Annotated in this window: 7 protein-coding genes, 8 tRNA genes and 5 rRNA genes; 17 read left to right on the top strand and 3 right to left on the bottom strand. The window is 47.4% G+C overall.

What is annotated here, in order from left to right; genetic code table 11:
* Positions 1-200 precede the first annotated feature (200 nt).
* From ACZ5ZC_RS17920 to ACZ5ZC_RS17960, 9 genes are all read left to right on the top strand, one after another.
* Positions 201-3092: ribosomal RNA gene (locus tag ACZ5ZC_RS17920) — 23S ribosomal RNA — on the top strand.
* Positions 3093-3257: 165 nt separating this feature from the next.
* Positions 3258-3374 (top strand): 5S ribosomal RNA (gene rrf, locus ACZ5ZC_RS17925).
* A 315-nt stretch (positions 3375-3689) separates the two neighbouring features.
* Positions 3690-5242, top strand: a 16S ribosomal RNA gene (locus tag ACZ5ZC_RS17930).
* A gap of 90 nt (positions 5243-5332) precedes the next feature.
* Positions 5333-5408, top strand: a tRNA-Glu gene (locus tag ACZ5ZC_RS17935).
* 2 nt (positions 5409-5410) lie between these two features.
* Positions 5411-5486 (top strand) — tRNA-Lys (locus ACZ5ZC_RS17940).
* 28 nt (positions 5487-5514) lie between these two features.
* A tRNA-Val gene (locus ACZ5ZC_RS17945) sits at positions 5515-5590 on the top strand.
* 322 nt (positions 5591-5912) lie between these two features.
* Positions 5913-8802 (top strand): 23S ribosomal RNA (locus tag ACZ5ZC_RS17950).
* 94 nt (positions 8803-8896) lie between these two features.
* Positions 8897-9013: ribosomal RNA gene (rrf, locus tag ACZ5ZC_RS17955) — 5S ribosomal RNA — on the top strand.
* The 16S, 23S and 5S rRNA genes sit together here with 4 tRNA genes alongside, the layout of an rRNA operon.
* A gap of 46 nt (positions 9014-9059) precedes the next feature.
* Positions 9060-9136 (top strand) — tRNA-Asp (locus ACZ5ZC_RS17960).
* Between the two features lie 502 nt (positions 9137-9638).
* Here the strand turns inward: ACZ5ZC_RS17960 and pssA are convergent.
* Together pssA and ACZ5ZC_RS17970 are read right to left on the bottom strand one after the other, a co-directional pair.
* Positions 9639-10979 carry a CDP-diacylglycerol--serine O-phosphatidyltransferase gene (gene pssA / locus ACZ5ZC_RS17965; RefSeq protein WP_046874695.1) on the bottom strand — a complete coding sequence of 447 codons (1341 nt, stop codon included), beginning with the start codon at positions 10977-10979 and terminating at the stop codon, positions 9639-9641.
* A 71-nt stretch (positions 10980-11050) separates the two neighbouring features.
* Positions 11051-11482 (bottom strand): GNAT family N-acetyltransferase, encoded by a 432-nt coding sequence (locus ACZ5ZC_RS17970; protein WP_054868475.1) that lies wholly within the window; start codon positions 11480-11482, stop codon positions 11051-11053.
* Positions 11483-11583: 101 nt separating this feature from the next.
* Here ACZ5ZC_RS17970 and murB point away from each other — a divergent pair, with 101 nt between their 5' ends.
* Positions 11584-12627 carry a UDP-N-acetylmuramate dehydrogenase gene (gene murB, locus ACZ5ZC_RS17975; RefSeq protein WP_464932170.1) on the top strand — a complete coding sequence of 348 codons (1044 nt, stop codon included), beginning with the start codon at positions 11584-11586 and terminating at the stop codon, positions 12625-12627.
* Positions 12624-13589: a bifunctional biotin--[acetyl-CoA-carboxylase] ligase/biotin operon repressor BirA gene (gene birA, locus ACZ5ZC_RS17980; protein WP_053809528.1), complete on the top strand. Its 966-nt coding sequence runs from the start codon at positions 12624-12626 to the stop codon at positions 13587-13589. The genes murB and birA overlap by 4 nt, the downstream gene beginning before the upstream one ends.
* A gap of 7 nt (positions 13590-13596) precedes the next feature.
* Here the strand turns inward: birA and coaA are convergent, their stop codons facing one another.
* On the bottom strand, positions 13597-14520 hold the full coding sequence (coaA, locus tag ACZ5ZC_RS17985; RefSeq protein ID WP_005398335.1) for a type I pantothenate kinase: 924 nt from the start codon (positions 14518-14520) through the stop codon (positions 13597-13599).
* 205 nt (positions 14521-14725) lie between these two features.
* Here coaA and ACZ5ZC_RS17990 point away from each other — a divergent pair.
* The 6 genes from ACZ5ZC_RS17990 (at position 14726) to secE (ending at position 17055) form a co-directional block, all read left to right on the top strand.
* Positions 14726-14801, top strand: a tRNA-Thr gene (locus ACZ5ZC_RS17990).
* 36 nt (positions 14802-14837) lie between these two features.
* A tRNA-Tyr gene (locus tag ACZ5ZC_RS17995) sits at positions 14838-14922 on the top strand.
* A 35-nt stretch (positions 14923-14957) separates the two neighbouring features.
* Positions 14958-15032 (top strand) — tRNA-Gly (locus ACZ5ZC_RS18000).
* Between the two features lie 13 nt (positions 15033-15045).
* Positions 15046-15121, top strand: a tRNA-Thr gene (locus ACZ5ZC_RS18005).
* Positions 15122-15223: 102 nt separating this feature from the next.
* On the top strand, positions 15224-16408 hold the full coding sequence (gene tuf / locus ACZ5ZC_RS18010; RefSeq protein WP_012841309.1) for an elongation factor Tu: 1185 nt from the start codon (positions 15224-15226) through the stop codon (positions 16406-16408).
* A gap of 266 nt (positions 16409-16674) precedes the next feature.
* Positions 16675-17055: a preprotein translocase subunit SecE gene (secE, locus tag ACZ5ZC_RS18015; protein WP_005397258.1), complete on the top strand. Its 381-nt coding sequence runs from the start codon at positions 16675-16677 to the stop codon at positions 17053-17055.
* Positions 17056-17057 lie beyond the last annotated feature (2 nt).

The raw sequence follows: 17057 nt of genomic DNA on the forward strand, positions 1-17057 counted from the left end.
TGTTTGTAAAGTTCTCAATGTTTATCGAAAGATAAACACCAAAAAACACATTCAAGTGTTCTTGGCTTTTTGTTTTCATTTTTTCTAAAAATGAAGGTAAAGAGATGAGTCCGGCAAAATCGAATGTCTCTCGCTCATTCAAATAATGAGAGACAACTTTGGTGATTTGAACATCAACTCGAAACTCCTTCGGGTTGTATGGTTAAGTGACTAAGCGTACACGGTGGATGCCTTGGCAGTCAGAGGCGATGAAGGACGTATTAACTTGCGATAAGCCCAGATTAGGTAGTAAAAACCACTTGAGTCTGGGATTTCCGAATGGGGAAACCCACTTACATAAGTAAGTATCGTTATGTGAATACATAGCATAACGAGGCGAACCGGGGGAACTGAAACATCTAAGTACCCCGAGGAAAAGAAATCAACCGAGATTCCGAAAGTAGCGGCGAGCGAAATTGGACTAGCCCTTAAGCTTTATAGGCGTCAGGTGAACAAGCTGGAAAGCTTGGCGATACAGGGTGATAGCCCCGTAACTGACGACGCATATTCAGTGAAATCGAGTAGGGCGGGACACGTGATATCCTGTCTGAATATGGGGGGACCATCCTCCAAGGCTAAATACTACTGACTGACCGATAGTGAACCAGTACCGTGAGGGAAAGGCGAAAAGAACCCCTGTGAGGGGAGTGAAATAGAACCTGAAACCGTGTACGTACAAGCAGTAGGAGCAGGCTTTTGTCCTGTGACTGCGTACCTTTTGTATAATGGGTCAGCGACTTATATTCAGTGGCAAGGTTAACCATCTAGGGGAGCCGTAGGGAAACCGAGTCTTAACTGGGCGTTCAGTCTCTGGATATAGACCCGAAACCAGGTGATCTAGCCATGGGCAGGTTGAAGGTTGAGTAACATCAACTGGAGGACCGAACCGACTAATGTTGAAAAATTAGCGGATGACTTGTGGCTAGGGGTGAAAGGCCAATCAAACCTGGAGATAGCTGGTTCTCCCCGAAAGCTATTTAGGTAGCGCCTCGGACGAATACTACTGGGGGTAGAGCACTGTTAAGGCTAGGGGGTCATCCCGACTTACCAACCCTTTGCAAACTCCGAATACCAGTAAGTACTATCCGGGAGACACACGGCGGGTGCTAACGTCCGTCGTGGAGAGGGAAACAACCCAGACCGCCAGCTAAGGTCCCAAATTACTACTAAGTGGGAAACGATGTGGGAAGGCTCAGACAGCCAGGATGTTGGCTTAGAAGCAGCCATCATTTAAAGAAAGCGTAATAGCTCACTGGTCGAGTCGGCCTGCGCGGAAGATGTAACGGGGCTAAGTAGTAAACCGAAGCTGCGGCAATGCACTTTTGTGCATTGGGTAGGGGAGCGTTCTGTAAGCGGTTGAAGGTGTGTGGTAACGCATGCTGGACGTATCAGAAGTGCGAATGCTGACATGAGTAACGATAAAGGGGGTGAAAAACCTCCTCGCCGGAAGACCAAGGGTTCCTGTCCAACGTTAATCGGGGCAGGGTAAGTCGACCCCTAAGGCGAGGCCGAAAGGCGTAGTCGATGGGAAACGGGTTAATATTCCCGTACTTCTTACAATTGCGATGGGGGGACGGAGAAGGCTAGGTGGGCCTGGCGACGGTTGTCCAGGTTCAAGTGCGTAGGCTGAGAAATTAGGTAAATCCGGTTTCTCTTAAGGCTGAGACACGACGTCGAGCTACTACGGTAGTGAAGTCATTGATGCCATGCTTCCAGGAAAAGCCTCTAAGCTTCAGATTGTAAGGAATCGTACCCCAAACCGACACAGGTGGTCGGGTAGAGAATACCAAGGCGCTTGAGAGAACTCGGGTGAAGGAACTAGGCAAAATGGTACCGTAACTTCGGGAGAAGGTACGCTCTCGACGGTGAAGTCCCTCGCGGATGGAGCTATTGAGAGTCGCAGATACCAGGTGGCTGCAACTGTTTATTAAAAACACAGCACTGTGCAAAATCGCAAGATGACGTATACGGTGTGACGCCTGCCCGGTGCCGGAAGGTTAATTGATGGGGTTAGACTTCGGTCGAAGCTCTTGATCGAAGCCCCGGTAAACGGCGGCCGTAACTATAACGGTCCTAAGGTAGCGAAATTCCTTGTCGGGTAAGTTCCGACCTGCACGAATGGCGTAATGATGGCCACGCTGTCTCCACCCGAGACTCAGTGAAATTGAAATCGCTGTGAAGATGCAGTGTACCCGCGGCTAGACGGAAAGACCCCGTGAACCTTTACTACAGCTTGGCACTGAACATTGACCCTACATGTGTAGGATAGGTGGGAGGCTTTGAAGCGCAGTCGCTAGATTGCGTGGAGCCGTCCTTGAAATACCACCCTTGTAGTGTTGATGTTCTAACGTCGACCCCTTATCGGGGTTGCGGACAGTGCCTGGTGGGTAGTTTGACTGGGGCGGTCTCCTCCCAAAGCGTAACGGAGGAGCACGAAGGTGGGCTAATCACGGTTGGACATCGTGAGGTTAGTGCAATGGCATAAGCCCGCTTGACTGCGAGAATGACAATTCGAGCAGGTGCGAAAGCAGGTCATAGTGATCCGGTGGTTCTGAATGGAAGGGCCATCGCTCAACGGATAAAAGGTACTCCGGGGATAACAGGCTGATACCGCCCAAGAGTTCATATCGACGGCGGTGTTTGGCACCTCGATGTCGGCTCATCACATCCTGGGGCTGAAGTCGGTCCCAAGGGTATGGCTGTTCGCCATTTAAAGTGGTACGCGAGCTGGGTTTAGAACGTCGTGAGACAGTTCGGTCCCTATCTGCCGTGGGCGTTGGAGAATTGAAAGGGGCTGCTCCTAGTACGAGAGGACCGGAGTGGACGAACCTCTGGTGTTCGGGTTGTGTCGCCAGACGCATTGCCCGGTAGCTAAGTTCGGGATCGATAACCGCTGAAAGCATCTAAGCGGGAAGCGAGCCTTGAGATGAGTTCTCCCTGATACTTTAAGTATCCTAAAGGGTTGTCGTAGACTACGACGTTGATAGGCAGGGTGTGTAAGCGTTGTGAGGCGTTGAGCTAACCTGTACTAATTGCCCGTGAGGCTTAACCATACAACACCCAAGGGGTTTTGATGGACTCAATGAAAGAACGTTGAATGTGTAAGAACGAGAATTAAAAAAACAGCTTTCCGAATTATTCGATTTGCAAGCAAATCTCACCCTAAAGGGTCGCACTAAAGTGCGTTTGAATTTGCGAGCAAATTGATAAAGAATTTGCTTGGCGACCATAGCGTTTTGGACCCACCTGACTTCCATGCCGAACTCAGAAGTGAAACGAAATAGCGCCGATGGTAGTGTGGGGTTTCCCCATGTGAGAGTAGGACATCGCCAGGCTTTATTTTGCACTTGCTTAAGATTTAAGCAAGTCACCATAAAGCTCTAATCTTTTTAGAGTTTTATGTTGACTTTCAAAGTGGAAAGCGTATTATACGCACCTCGCTTAAGTGCTAAGGCACTGAAAGCCAAGCTCTTTAACAATATAGACCTATCAATCTGTGTGGGCACTCGTTGATGATAATCCAATTAGATACCTCGGTATCAAATTAGGTTTCAATGATACGAAGTGACCATTGAATCTTCGGATTCAGCACAGTCAATTCAAACATTACTTATGTAATGTTCAGTATTCATTGAGCCGAACAAAATCTTAAATTGAAGAGTTTGATCATGGCTCAGATTGAACGCTGGCGGCAGGCCTAACACATGCAAGTCGAGCGGAAACGAGTTATCTGAACCTTCGGGGAACGATAACGGCGTCGAGCGGCGGACGGGTGAGTAATGCCTAGGAAATTGCCCTGATGTGGGGGATAACCATTGGAAACGATGGCTAATACCGCATGATGCCTACGGGCCAAAGAGGGGGACCTTCGGGCCTCTCGCGTCAGGATATGCCTAGGTGGGATTAGCTAGTTGGTGAGGTAAGGGCTCACCAAGGCGACGATCCCTAGCTGGTCTGAGAGGATGATCAGCCACACTGGAACTGAGACACGGTCCAGACTCCTACGGGAGGCAGCAGTGGGGAATATTGCACAATGGGCGCAAGCCTGATGCAGCCATGCCGCGTGTGTGAAGAAGGCCTTCGGGTTGTAAAGCACTTTCAGTCGTGAGGAAGGCGTTGTCGTTAATAGCGGCATCGTTTGACGTTAGCGACAGAAGAAGCACCGGCTAACTCCGTGCCAGCAGCCGCGGTAATACGGAGGGTGCGAGCGTTAATCGGAATTACTGGGCGTAAAGCGCATGCAGGTGGTTTGTTAAGTCAGATGTGAAAGCCCGGGGCTCAACCTCGGAATAGCATTTGAAACTGGCAGACTAGAGTACTGTAGAGGGGGGTAGAATTTCAGGTGTAGCGGTGAAATGCGTAGAGATCTGAAGGAATACCGGTGGCGAAGGCGGCCCCCTGGACAGATACTGACACTCAGATGCGAAAGCGTGGGGAGCAAACAGGATTAGATACCCTGGTAGTCCACGCCGTAAACGATGTCTACTTGGAGGTTGTGGCCTTGAGCCGTGGCTTTCGGAGCTAACGCGTTAAGTAGACCGCCTGGGGAGTACGGTCGCAAGATTAAAACTCAAATGAATTGACGGGGGCCCGCACAAGCGGTGGAGCATGTGGTTTAATTCGATGCAACGCGAAGAACCTTACCTACTCTTGACATCCAGAGAACTTTCCAGAGATGGATTGGTGCCTTCGGGAACTCTGAGACAGGTGCTGCATGGCTGTCGTCAGCTCGTGTTGTGAAATGTTGGGTTAAGTCCCGCAACGAGCGCAACCCTTATCCTTGTTTGCCAGCGAGTAATGTCGGGAACTCCAGGGAGACTGCCGGTGATAAACCGGAGGAAGGTGGGGACGACGTCAAGTCATCATGGCCCTTACGAGTAGGGCTACACACGTGCTACAATGGCGCATACAGAGGGCGGCCAACTTGCGAGAGTGAGCGAATCCCAAAAAGTGCGTCGTAGTCCGGATTGGAGTCTGCAACTCGACTCCATGAAGTCGGAATCGCTAGTAATCGTGGATCAGAATGCCACGGTGAATACGTTCCCGGGCCTTGTACACACCGCCCGTCACACCATGGGAGTGGGCTGCAAAAGAAGTAGGTAGTTTAACCTTCGGGGGGACGCTTACCACTTTGTGGTTCATGACTGGGGTGAAGTCGTAACAAGGTAGCGCTAGGGGAACCTGGCGCTGGATCACCTCCTTATACGATGATTATTGCGATGAGTGTTCACACAGATTGATACGGTTTATGAAGTTTAAGAGATAGAACATCCCCCAAGATGTTCAACTTAGTGTCCCGTTCGTCTAGAGGCCTAGGACACCGCCCTTTCACGGCGGTAACAGGGGTTCGACTCCCCTACGGGATACCATTGGGTCGTTAGCTCAGTTGGTAGAGCAGTTGACTTTTAATCAATTGGTCGCAGGTTCGAATCCTGCACGACCCACCATTTCCTTCCACGGAAATCAAAATAATGTGGGCGATTAGCTCAGTTGGGAGAGCACCTGCCTTACAAGCAGGGGGTCACTGGTTCGAGCCCGGTATCGCCCACCATTCTCTAAGTATTTTTGGAATAAAACGTCCAAACCAGAACAAGCAATTGATACTGGTTGGCATTTTTGACTCTGAAAGTCTTTAGAAAATGTAACTTCCTTGTGAAGAAACATAGCTCTTTAACAATTTGGAAAGCTGACAAAACAACAATTTATTGTTGTTTGTAAAGTTCTCAAAGTATTCCTTATGGAATACAACTAAAAACACATTCAAGTGTTCTTGGAATTTGAGTCCGGCAAAATCGAATGTCTCTCGCTCATTCAAATAATGAGAGACAACTTTGGTGATTTGATTATCAACTCGAAACTCCTTCGGGTTGTATGGTTAAGTGACTAAGCGTACACGGTGGATGCCTTGGCAGTCAGAGGCGATGAAGGACGTATTAACTTGCGATAAGCCCAGATTAGGTAGTAAAAACCACTTGAGTCTGGGATTTCCGAATGGGGAAACCCACTTACATAAGTAAGTATCGTTATGTGAATACATAGCATAACGAGGCGAACCGGGGGAACTGAAACATCTAAGTACCCCGAGGAAAAGAAATCAACCGAGATTCCGAAAGTAGCGGCGAGCGAAATTGGACTAGCCCTTAAGCTTTATAGGCGTCAGGTGAACAAGCTGGAAAGCTTGGCGATACAGGGTGATAGCCCCGTAACTGACGACGCATATTCAGTGAAATCGAGTAGGGCGGGACACGTGATATCCTGTCTGAATATGGGGGGACCATCCTCCAAGGCTAAATACTACTGACTGACCGATAGTGAACCAGTACCGTGAGGGAAAGGCGAAAAGAACCCCTGTGAGGGGAGTGAAATAGAACCTGAAACCGTGTACGTACAAGCAGTAGGAGCAGGCTTTGTCCTGTGACTGCGTACCTTTTGTATAATGGGTCAGCGACTTATATTCAGTGGCAAGGTTAACCATCTAGGGGAGCCGTAGGGAAACCGAGTCTTAACTGGGCGTTCAGTCTCTGGATATAGACCCGAAACCAGGTGATCTAGCCATGGGCAGGTTGAAGGTTGAGTAACATCAACTGGAGGACCGAACCGACTAATGTTGAAAAATTAGCGGATGACTTGTGGCTAGGGGTGAAAGGCCAATCAAACCTGGAGATAGCTGGTTCTCCCCGAAAGCTATTTAGGTAGCGCCTCGGACGAATACTACTGGGGGTAGAGCACTGTTAAGGCTAGGGGGTCATCCCGACTTACCAACCCTTTGCAAACTCCGAATACCAGTAAGTACTATCCGGGAGACACACGGCGGGTGCTAACGTCCGTCGTGGAGAGGGAAACAACCCAGACCGCCAGCTAAGGTCCCAAATTACTACTAAGTGGGAAACGATGTGGGAAGGCTCAGACAGCCAGGATGTTGGCTTAGAAGCAGCCATCATTTAAAGAAAGCGTAATAGCTCACTGGTCGAGTCGGCCTGCGCGGAAGATGTAACGGGGCTAAGTAGTAAACCGAAGCTGCGGCAATGCACTTTGTGCATTGGGTAGGGGAGCGTTCTGTAAGCGGTTGAAGGTGTGTGGTAACGCATGCTGGACGTATCAGAAGTGCGAATGCTGACATGAGTAACGATAAAGGGGGTGAAAAACCTCCTCGCCGGAAGACCAAGGGTTCCTGTCCAACGTTAATCGGGGCAGGGTAAGTCGACCCCTAAGGCGAGGCCGAAAGGCGTAGTCGATGGGAAACGGGTTAATATTCCCGTACTTCTTACAATTGCGATGGGGGGACGGAGAAGGCTAGGTGGGCCTGGCGACGGTTGTCCAGGTTCAAGTGCGTAGGCTGAAGAGTTAGGTAAATCCGGCTCTTCTTAAGGCTGAGACACGACGTCGAGCATCTACGGATGTGAAGTCATTGATGCCATGCTTCCAGGAAAAGCCTCTAAGCTTCAGATTGTAAGGAATCGTACCCCAAACCGACACAGGTGGTCGGGTAGAGAATACCAAGGCGCTTGAGAGAACTCGGGTGAAGGAACTAGGCAAAATGGTACCGTAACTTCGGGAGAAGGTACGCTCTCGACGGTGAAGTCCCTCGCGGATGGAGCTATTGAGAGTCGCAGATACCAGGTGGCTGCAACTGTTTATTAAAAACACAGCACTGTGCAAAATCGCAAGATGACGTATACGGTGTGACGCCTGCCCGGTGCCGGAAGGTTAATTGATGGGGTTAGACTTCGGTCGAAGCTCTTGATCGAAGCCCCGGTAAACGGCGGCCGTAACTATAACGGTCCTAAGGTAGCGAAATTCCTTGTCGGGTAAGTTCCGACCTGCACGAATGGCGTAATGATGGCCACGCTGTCTCCACCCGAGACTCAGTGAAATTGAAATCGCTGTGAAGATGCAGTGTACCCGCGGCTAGACGGAAAGACCCCGTGAACCTTTACTACAGCTTGGCACTGAACATTGACCCTACATGTGTAGGATAGGTGGGAGGCTTTGAAGCGCAGTCGCTAGATTGCGTGGAGCCGTCCTTGAAATACCACCCTTGTAGTGTTGATGTTCTAACGTCGACCCCTTATCGGGGTTGCGGACAGTGCCTGGTGGGTAGTTTGACTGGGGCGGTCTCCTCCCAAAGCGTAACGGAGGAGCACGAAGGTGGGCTAATCACGGTTGGACATCGTGAGGTTAGTGCAATGGCATAAGCCCGCTTGACTGCGAGAATGACAATTCGAGCAGGTGCGAAAGCAGGTCATAGTGATCCGGTGGTTCTGAATGGAAGGGCCATCGCTCAACGGATAAAAGGTACTCCGGGGATAACAGGCTGATACCGCCCAAGAGTTCATATCGACGGCGGTGTTTGGCACCTCGATGTCGGCTCATCACATCCTGGGGCTGAAGTCGGTCCCAAGGGTATGGCTGTTCGCCATTTAAAGTGGTACGCGAGCTGGGTTTAGAACGTCGTGAGACAGTTCGGTCCCTATCTGCCGTGGGCGTTGGAGAATTGAAAGGGGCTGCTCCTAGTACGAGAGGACCGGAGTGGACGAACCTCTGGTGTTCGGGTTGTGTCGCCAGACGCATTGCCCGGTAGCTAAGTTCGGGATCGATAACCGCTGAAAGCATCTAAGCGGGAAGCGAGCCTTGAGATGAGTTCTCCCTGATACTTTAAGTATCCTAAAGGGTTGTCGTAGACTACGACGTTGATAGGCAGGGTGTGTAAGCGTTGTGAGGCGTTGAGCTAACCTGTACTAATTGCCCGTGAGGCTTAACCATACAACACCCAAGGGGTTTTGATGGACTCAATGAAAGAACGTTGAATGTGTAAGAACGAGAATTAAAAAAACAGCTTTCCGAATTAAAGAATTTGCTTGGCGACCATAGCGTTTTGGACCCACCTGACTTCCATGCCGAACTCAGAAGTGAAACGAAATAGCGCCGATGGTAGTGTGGGGCTTCCCCATGTGAGAGTAGGACATCGCCAGGCTTTAAATTTTGGACACTTGCTGATTACAAGCGAGTGATACCACTGCGGAGTGGTAGTTCAGTTGGTTAGAATACCGGCCTGTCACGCCGGGGGTCGCGGGTTCGAGTCCCGTCCACTCCGCCATTTATATTAAGCCTCAGTCGAAAGACTGGGGCTTTTTCCGTTTTGGTTACCCGACTTACCTTAACCTCATTTCCATATTGAAACCTTGCATCGAGAGGCAGGCTCCTCTCTTCGCTATGCTTTCTAAGCCCTGTCATGAGTGAGGTGTTGCGCAGTTCTTTCTGTGTGGTTTCTGCTGAACAGGATCCCAGTCTCGAGCGCTAGTTTTGAGTCCCTGTGCTGACTCATTAAAGCTCCCTTTTATTACGTGTTAGAGAGCTTATTCACTAGCGTAGTGTAAGAAAGAGTAAGATCGGAAGACTGAGTTATTAAGCACCTAGCCACTAACTCATGTATTGCCTTTCTAGATTCTAGGTTGTTGCGTTTGGGGTTAAGTTGCGTCTCGCAAGCTTATTTTACTGAAGTCTACTAATATAGAGGTCTAATAGAGTATTAAGCTGTTGGATCCAGGAATAATAAAAAAGCCCAGCAGGAAAATGCTGAGCTTTGAAGCTAACTATGCTTATAAGATGCGTTTTAAAACCCCATCTGCTTTTAGGCGGGTTATTTTTCTTACTAACCGCTGCACCCCTATCGGATAATCTTCCACTTTTTCTAGCTGTTTATAAGTACAGATAAGATGGGTATGCTCAAGGATACGCGAAACTTCATCTTCGAACTTCTCAGTGAGCTTCGCATAATTGTCTTGGATGAGTAGCCCATTTTCTAGATCAAGTGACCAAGCCCGAGGATTTAAGTTATTCCCCGTCAGTAGCATATAGCGTTTATCAACCCAAATGCCTTTGAGATGGAAGCTATTATTGTCATGCTTCCAGAGGTGAATTGACAGTTTACGCGCAGCGATATTCGCTTCATTTGCTTTCGCAAAGCGGCGTAGGTTTACTTCATACAGATATGGAAGCCCGCCAATGGTTTTAAAGTCTTCCTCAGGAGCAATATAAAAGTCGTTTGCTGTCTTGTCGCCCACAACAATAGTTACTTTCACACCGCGTTTCATGGCTCGCTTCACTTCACGATGCAGCGCTTTAGGGAAGTTAAAGTAAGGCGTACAGATAAAGATTTCGTTTTGGGCGGCCGCTAGTAACTTTACAATCTGTTGATTGAGCAGATTGCGGCGTTTGCCTAGACCAACTAGCGGGGTGATTTTTACACTTTCCTCTGTTGCAGGTTGGTCTTCAAACTGATAATTAGCTTGAGCAAGTGAAGCTCTCAGTTGACGAATCGCCGACTTAATTTCTTTGGTTTCTGGCTTATCTTTTCCAGCAAGATCATTGACAGCTGGGTGAGCAATCATCTCTTCCTGAATGAATTGCACCATTGAATTAGCTAAAGACTCATGTCGAATCACATGGTAACGATCAAAGCGATAGCGTTCGTGATAGTGCAGATAAACGTTATTTAAGCTTGCCCCACTGTAGATTACAGTATCATCGACAATGAAGCCTTTTAAATGCAGTACCCCAAAAACCTCTCTGCCACGCACAGGTATGCCATAGACAGGGATCGGATGTTGGTACTTATTGGCATACGCTTTGTAAAGCGCAGAATTACCCTCAGATGTTTCCGCACCAATCAGGCCACGCTGCGCTCGATGCCAGTCGACACAGATATTGATGTCCAACCCAGGATTGCGCTGTTTCGCTTCATAAAGCGCAGTGAGAATTTCACGTCCAGCTTCATCATCTTCCAGATATAGAGCGACTAGGTAAATTCGCGACGTTGCTTTGCTGATTGCATCCAAAAGACGAGTCCTGAATGATTCTGCTGAATACAGAACATCAAAGTCTTCCGGATTGACAGCGAGACTTGGCAACTGTTCGAATGGATTCCTACTTACTATCATATCGGTATGAGTACCTTAGTTTAGTGCAATATTGCGAACCTGCCATTTTATCAAAGATATGATTTACCTGGCTACAAAAGCGCGCGTTTTGATGTCGTTGAAGAGATGAATTGCATTGGAATGAGATCTTTACCGCTATCTACATAGCGTTGAAATGCCATTTTTAGCGGGTGTGGTAGCTCAGAGCAATCAATGGTTTTGAATCCATGCTTGGAATAATAGGATTCGAGATGTGTAAACGAGAAGCAATAATCGCCATCAATGAAAACATTGTTTTTACAATGAGTTAGTAGTTCTTTTCCAATGCCAGTTCCCCTAAGTGTCGGAATGACCAGCATTCCCGTCAGCAACCGAGATCTATCTACGGTTTTTAAGCGTAGTAACGCAACAATTTCACCTTTATGGCTAGCTGTAATGATCAGTTCATCCTTTTTGGCTCGACCCGAAGGGTAATGCGCTTTGTACAACCTCTTAATGAGAGGCAGCTTGATAGGATTTAACACTTCTATGATTAATGAGTCAGGTATTGTCACTGCGGTTAAAAGATAACTAATGTAGAATGTCGACAGTTTAAGAGAATCTTATCTGACGTTGCAAACCTACTATGCAAATTAAAACAAATGCAAGCCTTAAGGCTTACCATACTTTTGGGATTGAACAGTCGTGTTCCTATTTAGCGACCATCGAGTCGCTCGAGGAGGTTATCCAACTATTTCAAGACCCGAGATTCACCCATTTACCGAAACTTTTTTTAGGTAAAGGAAGTAATGTTCTTTTCACTGAGCATTTTGACGGGTTAGTGATCGTTAATCGAATCATGGGTAAAGATGTGACGGAAACGGATGACCAATACCTATTGCATGTTGCAGGTGGTGAAGACTGGCCTGAGTTGGTTTCCTGGTGTGTGAGTCAGGGAATTGGTGGGTTAGAAAACCTAGCCCTGATCCCTGGCTGTGCAGGCTCGGCTCCTATTCAAAACATTGGAGCCTATGGGCTAGAACTAAAAGACATTTGTGATTACGTGGATGTTCTTGATCTAACTACATTTGAACATAGAAGAATGAGCGCCAGAGACTGTGACTTTGGCTACCGAGACTCCATTTTTAAACACGCTTTGCATGAAAAGTGCTTTATTACCGCACTAGGGCTTAAGTTGGCTAAGCAATGGCAACCGGTTAATCAATATGGTCCTTTAAAAGATATTCCGGAAGAACAACTTAGCCCAGCAACAATCTTCGAGCGAGTTTGCCAAGTGCGAACGGAGAAACTGCCGGATCCAGTCAAGGTAGGTAACGCAGGAAGTTTCTTTAAAAACCCAGTGATCACTCAAGATCATTATGATCGGCTCATGAAGCAACATACTAATATCGTGGCCTATCCAACTCCTGGCGGAATGAAAGTCGCGGCTGGTTGGCTGATTGATCAGTGCGGATTAAAGGGGAAGTCTGTGCATGGTGCACAGGTCAACCCTATGCAAGCCTTGGTTTTGACCAACATGGACAACTGCAGTGCCGATGATGTTGTCGCACTTGCTTCCCTAGTGAAGCAGGCAGTGTGGGATAAATACCAAATAGAACTTGAGCATGAAGTTCGATTTCTGAACCGTACCGGGGAAACCAACCTGGCTCAGATCGAGGCGTTAAGATGAGAAAAGATCACTCTACGAAACTTCATATCTTAAAGTCATTAAGTAACGGCGAGTTTCATTCTGGAGAGGCGCTGGGCGAAGCCCTGAATGTATCCAGAGCGGCAATAGCTAAGCATATTAAAGGTCTTAGTGAGTGGGGCATTGATATTTATCGAGTGCAAGGGCGCGGTTACCAGTTGGCATCACCATTGCAGTTGCTAGATGAAGCTCTCCTTACTGCTAGTGCGGAGTCACTTGTTGAGCTTGTTCCTGTGATTAACTCAACCAACCAGTATTTGCTTGATAGAGTTGCAGAGTCAGAAAAGGGCCGTGTTTGTATAGCTGAGTATCAAGCACAAGGACGTGGTCGCCGCGGTAGACAATGGATCTCTCCATTTGGCTCTAACTTATACCTATCCATGTACTGGCGATTAGATGCGGGAATGGCCGCGGCAATGGGCTTAAGCCTTGTTATTGGTATTGCCGCAGTGGAAGCACTAGAAGAAATGGGCATACAAGGCGTTAAACTCAAGTGGCCAAATGACCTGTATTATCAAGATAAAAAACTGGCAGGAATCTTAGTGGAGATGTCAGGGCAGGCCGGTGGTGCTGCTCATCTTGTGATTGGGATGGGGCTCAATATTGGAATGCCTGATGAGCAACCTGAGATTGATCAACCATGGACAACATTGAATCAGGTAAACGAGAGTCTCGTGATCGATAGAAATGTCCTAGCGACGACGCTTATCAAGCATTGGAATTCCGCACTTATCGAGTATGAACTGAAAGGGCTTACCAGCTTTGTCGAACGTTGGAATCGATTAGATAACTTTCTCAATCGTCAAGTCAAGCTGCTCATCGGACCTAGAGAGGTGCACGGCGTCGTACGCGGCATCGATCATCAAGGCGGGATATTACTCGAAACCTCGCAAGGGCTAGAGACTTACATTGGTGGCGAAATCTCGTTGCGTAAAAGCGATTGACGTTCAATTACTTTCGTAAAGACACCTTATCAACCAAGTGGTTGACGCCTTTGTGTAGAATCAAATGGGCTCTTTCTCGGGTGGGAAGAATATTCAGCTCCAAGTTGAGCCCATTAATATCATGCCAAATTTGTTTCGCTTTTTGCTTTGCTTCATCGACTGACAGTTGCGTGTAGTGACTAAAATAAGAACCGGGTTTAGTAAAAGCCCCTTGGCGAAACTTTAAAAATCGTTCCACATACCACTGTTCAATTGTCTCTGTTTCAGCATCGACATAGATCGAAAAATCCAAAAAATCAGAGACAAAGACGCGATGTGGATCATGCGGATAATCCATTCCACTTTGTAGAACGTTTAAACCTTCAATGATAAGAACATCCGGTCTATCCACTTTTCTTAGTTCATCAGTAATGTCATACGTGATGTGAGAATAGATGGGTACTTCAAGATCGGGTTTTCCCGCCTTTACGTCAGACATGAACTCGACTAAACGCTTGATATCATAGGACTCAGGAAACCCTTTACGATGCATGATACCGCGTTCTTCTAGTACCTTTTTAGGATATAGAAAGCCATCTGTAGTGACCAAGGACACTTTGGGATGATTCTCCCAACGAGAAAGCAATGCGGTCAGAATACGAGCTGTCGTACTTTTGCCTACAGCGACACTGCCGGCGATACCAATCACAAAAGGAGGGGCATGTTCTTCCGTATTCAAGAATTGTTGTAATACAGAGTTGCGGCTTTGACGCGCTTGGACATACAGATTCAAAAGACGAGACAAAGGAAGGTAGATTTCTACCGCTTCCTCCATGGTTAGGTTTTCATTAATGCCCTGAAGCGCAGTCAAGTCGTCTTCAGAAAGTGTCATCGGTACAGAGTTTCTTAACTCGGCCCAGTTTGCACGGTCAAATGACAAAAATGGACTCATGGGTCTCTTTTATCCTTGGTTTAGTAGAAGCAAGAACATACATCAAGCTAACTTCAAAGCAAACGACAAAGGTCGAAGTTTACTTTAAAAAAGCCAAGTTTGTACGAATTTGCAGCAAACGAATCTAAAAAATCGAATTTTATGATTTTTTTTAAAATTACTATTGCAACCTCGAAAATCATTCAATAGAATGCGCACCACTTATGCCGACTTAGCTCAGTAGGTAGAGCAACTGACTTGTAATCAGTAGGTCACCAGTTCGATTCCGGTAGTCGGCACCATTCTTTCCTTTAGTAGTCTGAATGGCTTGAAAATTTGGAGGGGTTCCCGAGTGGCCAAAGGGAGCAGACTGTAAATCTGCCGGCACTGCCTTCGATGGTTCGAATCCGTCCCCCTCCACCATATTCTTTAGGAAATAGCTCTCAGAGTTACGTGTTGCGGGCATCGTATAATGGCTATTACCTCAGCCTTCCAAGCTGATGATGCGGGTTCGATTCCCGCTGCCCGCTCCACTCTAATTTGAGTGCTGATATAGCTCAGGTGGTAGAGCGCATCCTTGGTAAGGATGAGGTCGGCAGTTCGAGTCTGCCTATCAGCACCAGCTCTCAAGTTTATTTCCTTTTGATATTAGATTTACCAATTATCTTTTTTTGGTTGCGTGGTCAATTTGGGCCACCTAAATCCGTACCTAGAGGGACCACTCATGTCTAAAGAAAAATTTGAACGTACGAAACCGCACGTTAACGTTGGTACTATCGGCCACGTTGACCACGGTAAAACAACTCTAACTGCAGCTATCTGTACTACTCTTGCTAAAGTTTACGGCGGTGTAGCTAAAGACTTCGCATCTATCGATAACGCTCCAGAAGAGCGTGAGCGCGGTATCACAATCGCAACTTCTCACGTTGAGTACGACACTCCAACTCGTCACTACGCACACGTTGACTGTCCAGGACACGCGGACTACGTTAAAAACATGATCACTGGTGCTGCACAGATGGACGGTGGTATCCTAGTTGTTGCTGCGACAGATGGCCCAATGCCACAAACTCGTGAGCACATCCTACTAGGCCGTCAGGTTGGTATCCCATACATCATCGTATTCATGAACAAATGTGACATGGTTGACGATGAAGAGCTACTAGAACTAGTAGAAATGGAAGTTCGTGAACTTCTATCTGAATACGATTTCCCAGGTGATGACCTACCAGTTATCCAAGGTTCTGCACTAGGCGCACTAAACGGCGAAGAGCAGTGGGAAGCGAAAATCGTTGAACTAGCTGAAGCGCTAGATACTTACATCCCTGAGCCAGAGCGTGCGGTAGATCAGCCATTCCTAATGCCTATCGAAGACGTATTCTCAATCCAAGGTCGTGGTACAGTAGTAACTGGTCGTATCGAGCGTGGTATCCTAACTGTAGGTGACGAAGTTGCTATCGTAGGTATCAAGGAAACAACTACTACAACATGTACTGGTGTAGAGATGTTCCGTAAGCTTCTAGACGAAGGCCGTGCAGGTGAGAACGTTGGTGCACTTCTACGTGGTACTAAGCGTGACGAAGTTGAACGTGGTCAAGTACTAGCGAAGCCTGGTTCAATCACTCCACACACTAAGTTCGAATCAGAAGTATACGTACTGTCTAAAGATGAAGGTGGTCGTCACACTCCATTCTTCAAAGGCTACCGTCCACAGTTCTACTTCCGTACAACTGACGTAACTGGTGACATCCAGCTACCAGAAGGCGTAGAAATGGTAATGCCAGGTGACAACGTACAGATGACTGTTGAGCTAATCGCACCAATCGCAATGGACGAAGGTCTACGTTTCGCGATCCGTGAAGGTGGCCGTACAGTAGGTGCTGGTGTTGTTGCTAAGATCTTCGACTAATTCATAGCGAATTAGCGATGCTTTCGGAAAATCTTGAATTAGATTTGACGAACCAGTAGCAAAAAGGGCATCATTTGATGCCCTTTTTCTGCACTCAACATTATTTTTGCTGTTTTCTTGTTCAGAAGTGGGTTGGGCGCAGAGCAAGATTAAGCAAAGATGCTTAATCTTAAGAAGAGTACGCTGATTTTTTCAGCGATATGGAGTTTGCCCTGCAACAGCGGGGTTGTTGTCGTCTATATTAAGACTTGTAACAGGTTGGTTTTATGAAAGCAAATAATGCTGAAACTCCTGATAGCTCAAACGCAGCAGATACGTTTAAGTGGTTAGCCGCTTTCGTATTGGCAGCTGCCGCTGTTGTGGGTAATTACCTGTATGGTGAAATGTCTGTAGTGGTTCGTGCTGCAGGCGTTGTTGTTCTTATTGCAGCTGCCTTAGGCGTTGCAGCAACAACGACTAAAGGTAAAGCAGCGATCAGTTTTGCAAAAGAATCGCGTATGGAAGTACGTAAAGTTGTTTGGCCTACTCGCCAAGAAACCATGCAAACAACACTGATCGTTTTAGCTGTAAGTATTGTAATGGCTCTAGTGCTATGGGGTATTGACGGAATTATGGTTCGTCTAGTAGCTCTAGCAACTGGGGTATAGAG

The organism is Vibrio sp. JCM 18905 (assembly GCF_055393305.1).

What these genes read in the sequence shown, in the direction of transcription:
- birA (WP_053809528.1), top strand. Translation starts at nt 12,624, where the DNA reads ATGAGAAAAGATCACTCTACGAAACTTCATATCTTAAAGTCATTAAGT.
- coaA (WP_005398335.1), bottom strand. Translation starts at nt 14,520, where the DNA reads ATGAGTCCATTTTTGTCATTTGACCGTGCAAACTGGGCCGAGTTAAGA.
- secE (WP_005397258.1), top strand. Translation starts at nt 16,675, where the DNA reads ATGAAAGCAAATAATGCTGAAACTCCTGATAGCTCAAACGCAGCAGAT.
- tuf (WP_012841309.1), top strand. Translation starts at nt 15,224, where the DNA reads ATGTCTAAAGAAAAATTTGAACGTACGAAACCGCACGTTAACGTTGGT.
- pssA (WP_046874695.1), bottom strand. Translation starts at nt 10,979, where the DNA reads ATGATAGTAAGTAGGAATCCATTCGAACAGTTGCCAAGTCTCGCTGTC.
- murB (WP_464932170.1), top strand. Translation starts at nt 11,584, where the DNA reads ATGCAAATTAAAACAAATGCAAGCCTTAAGGCTTACCATACTTTTGGG.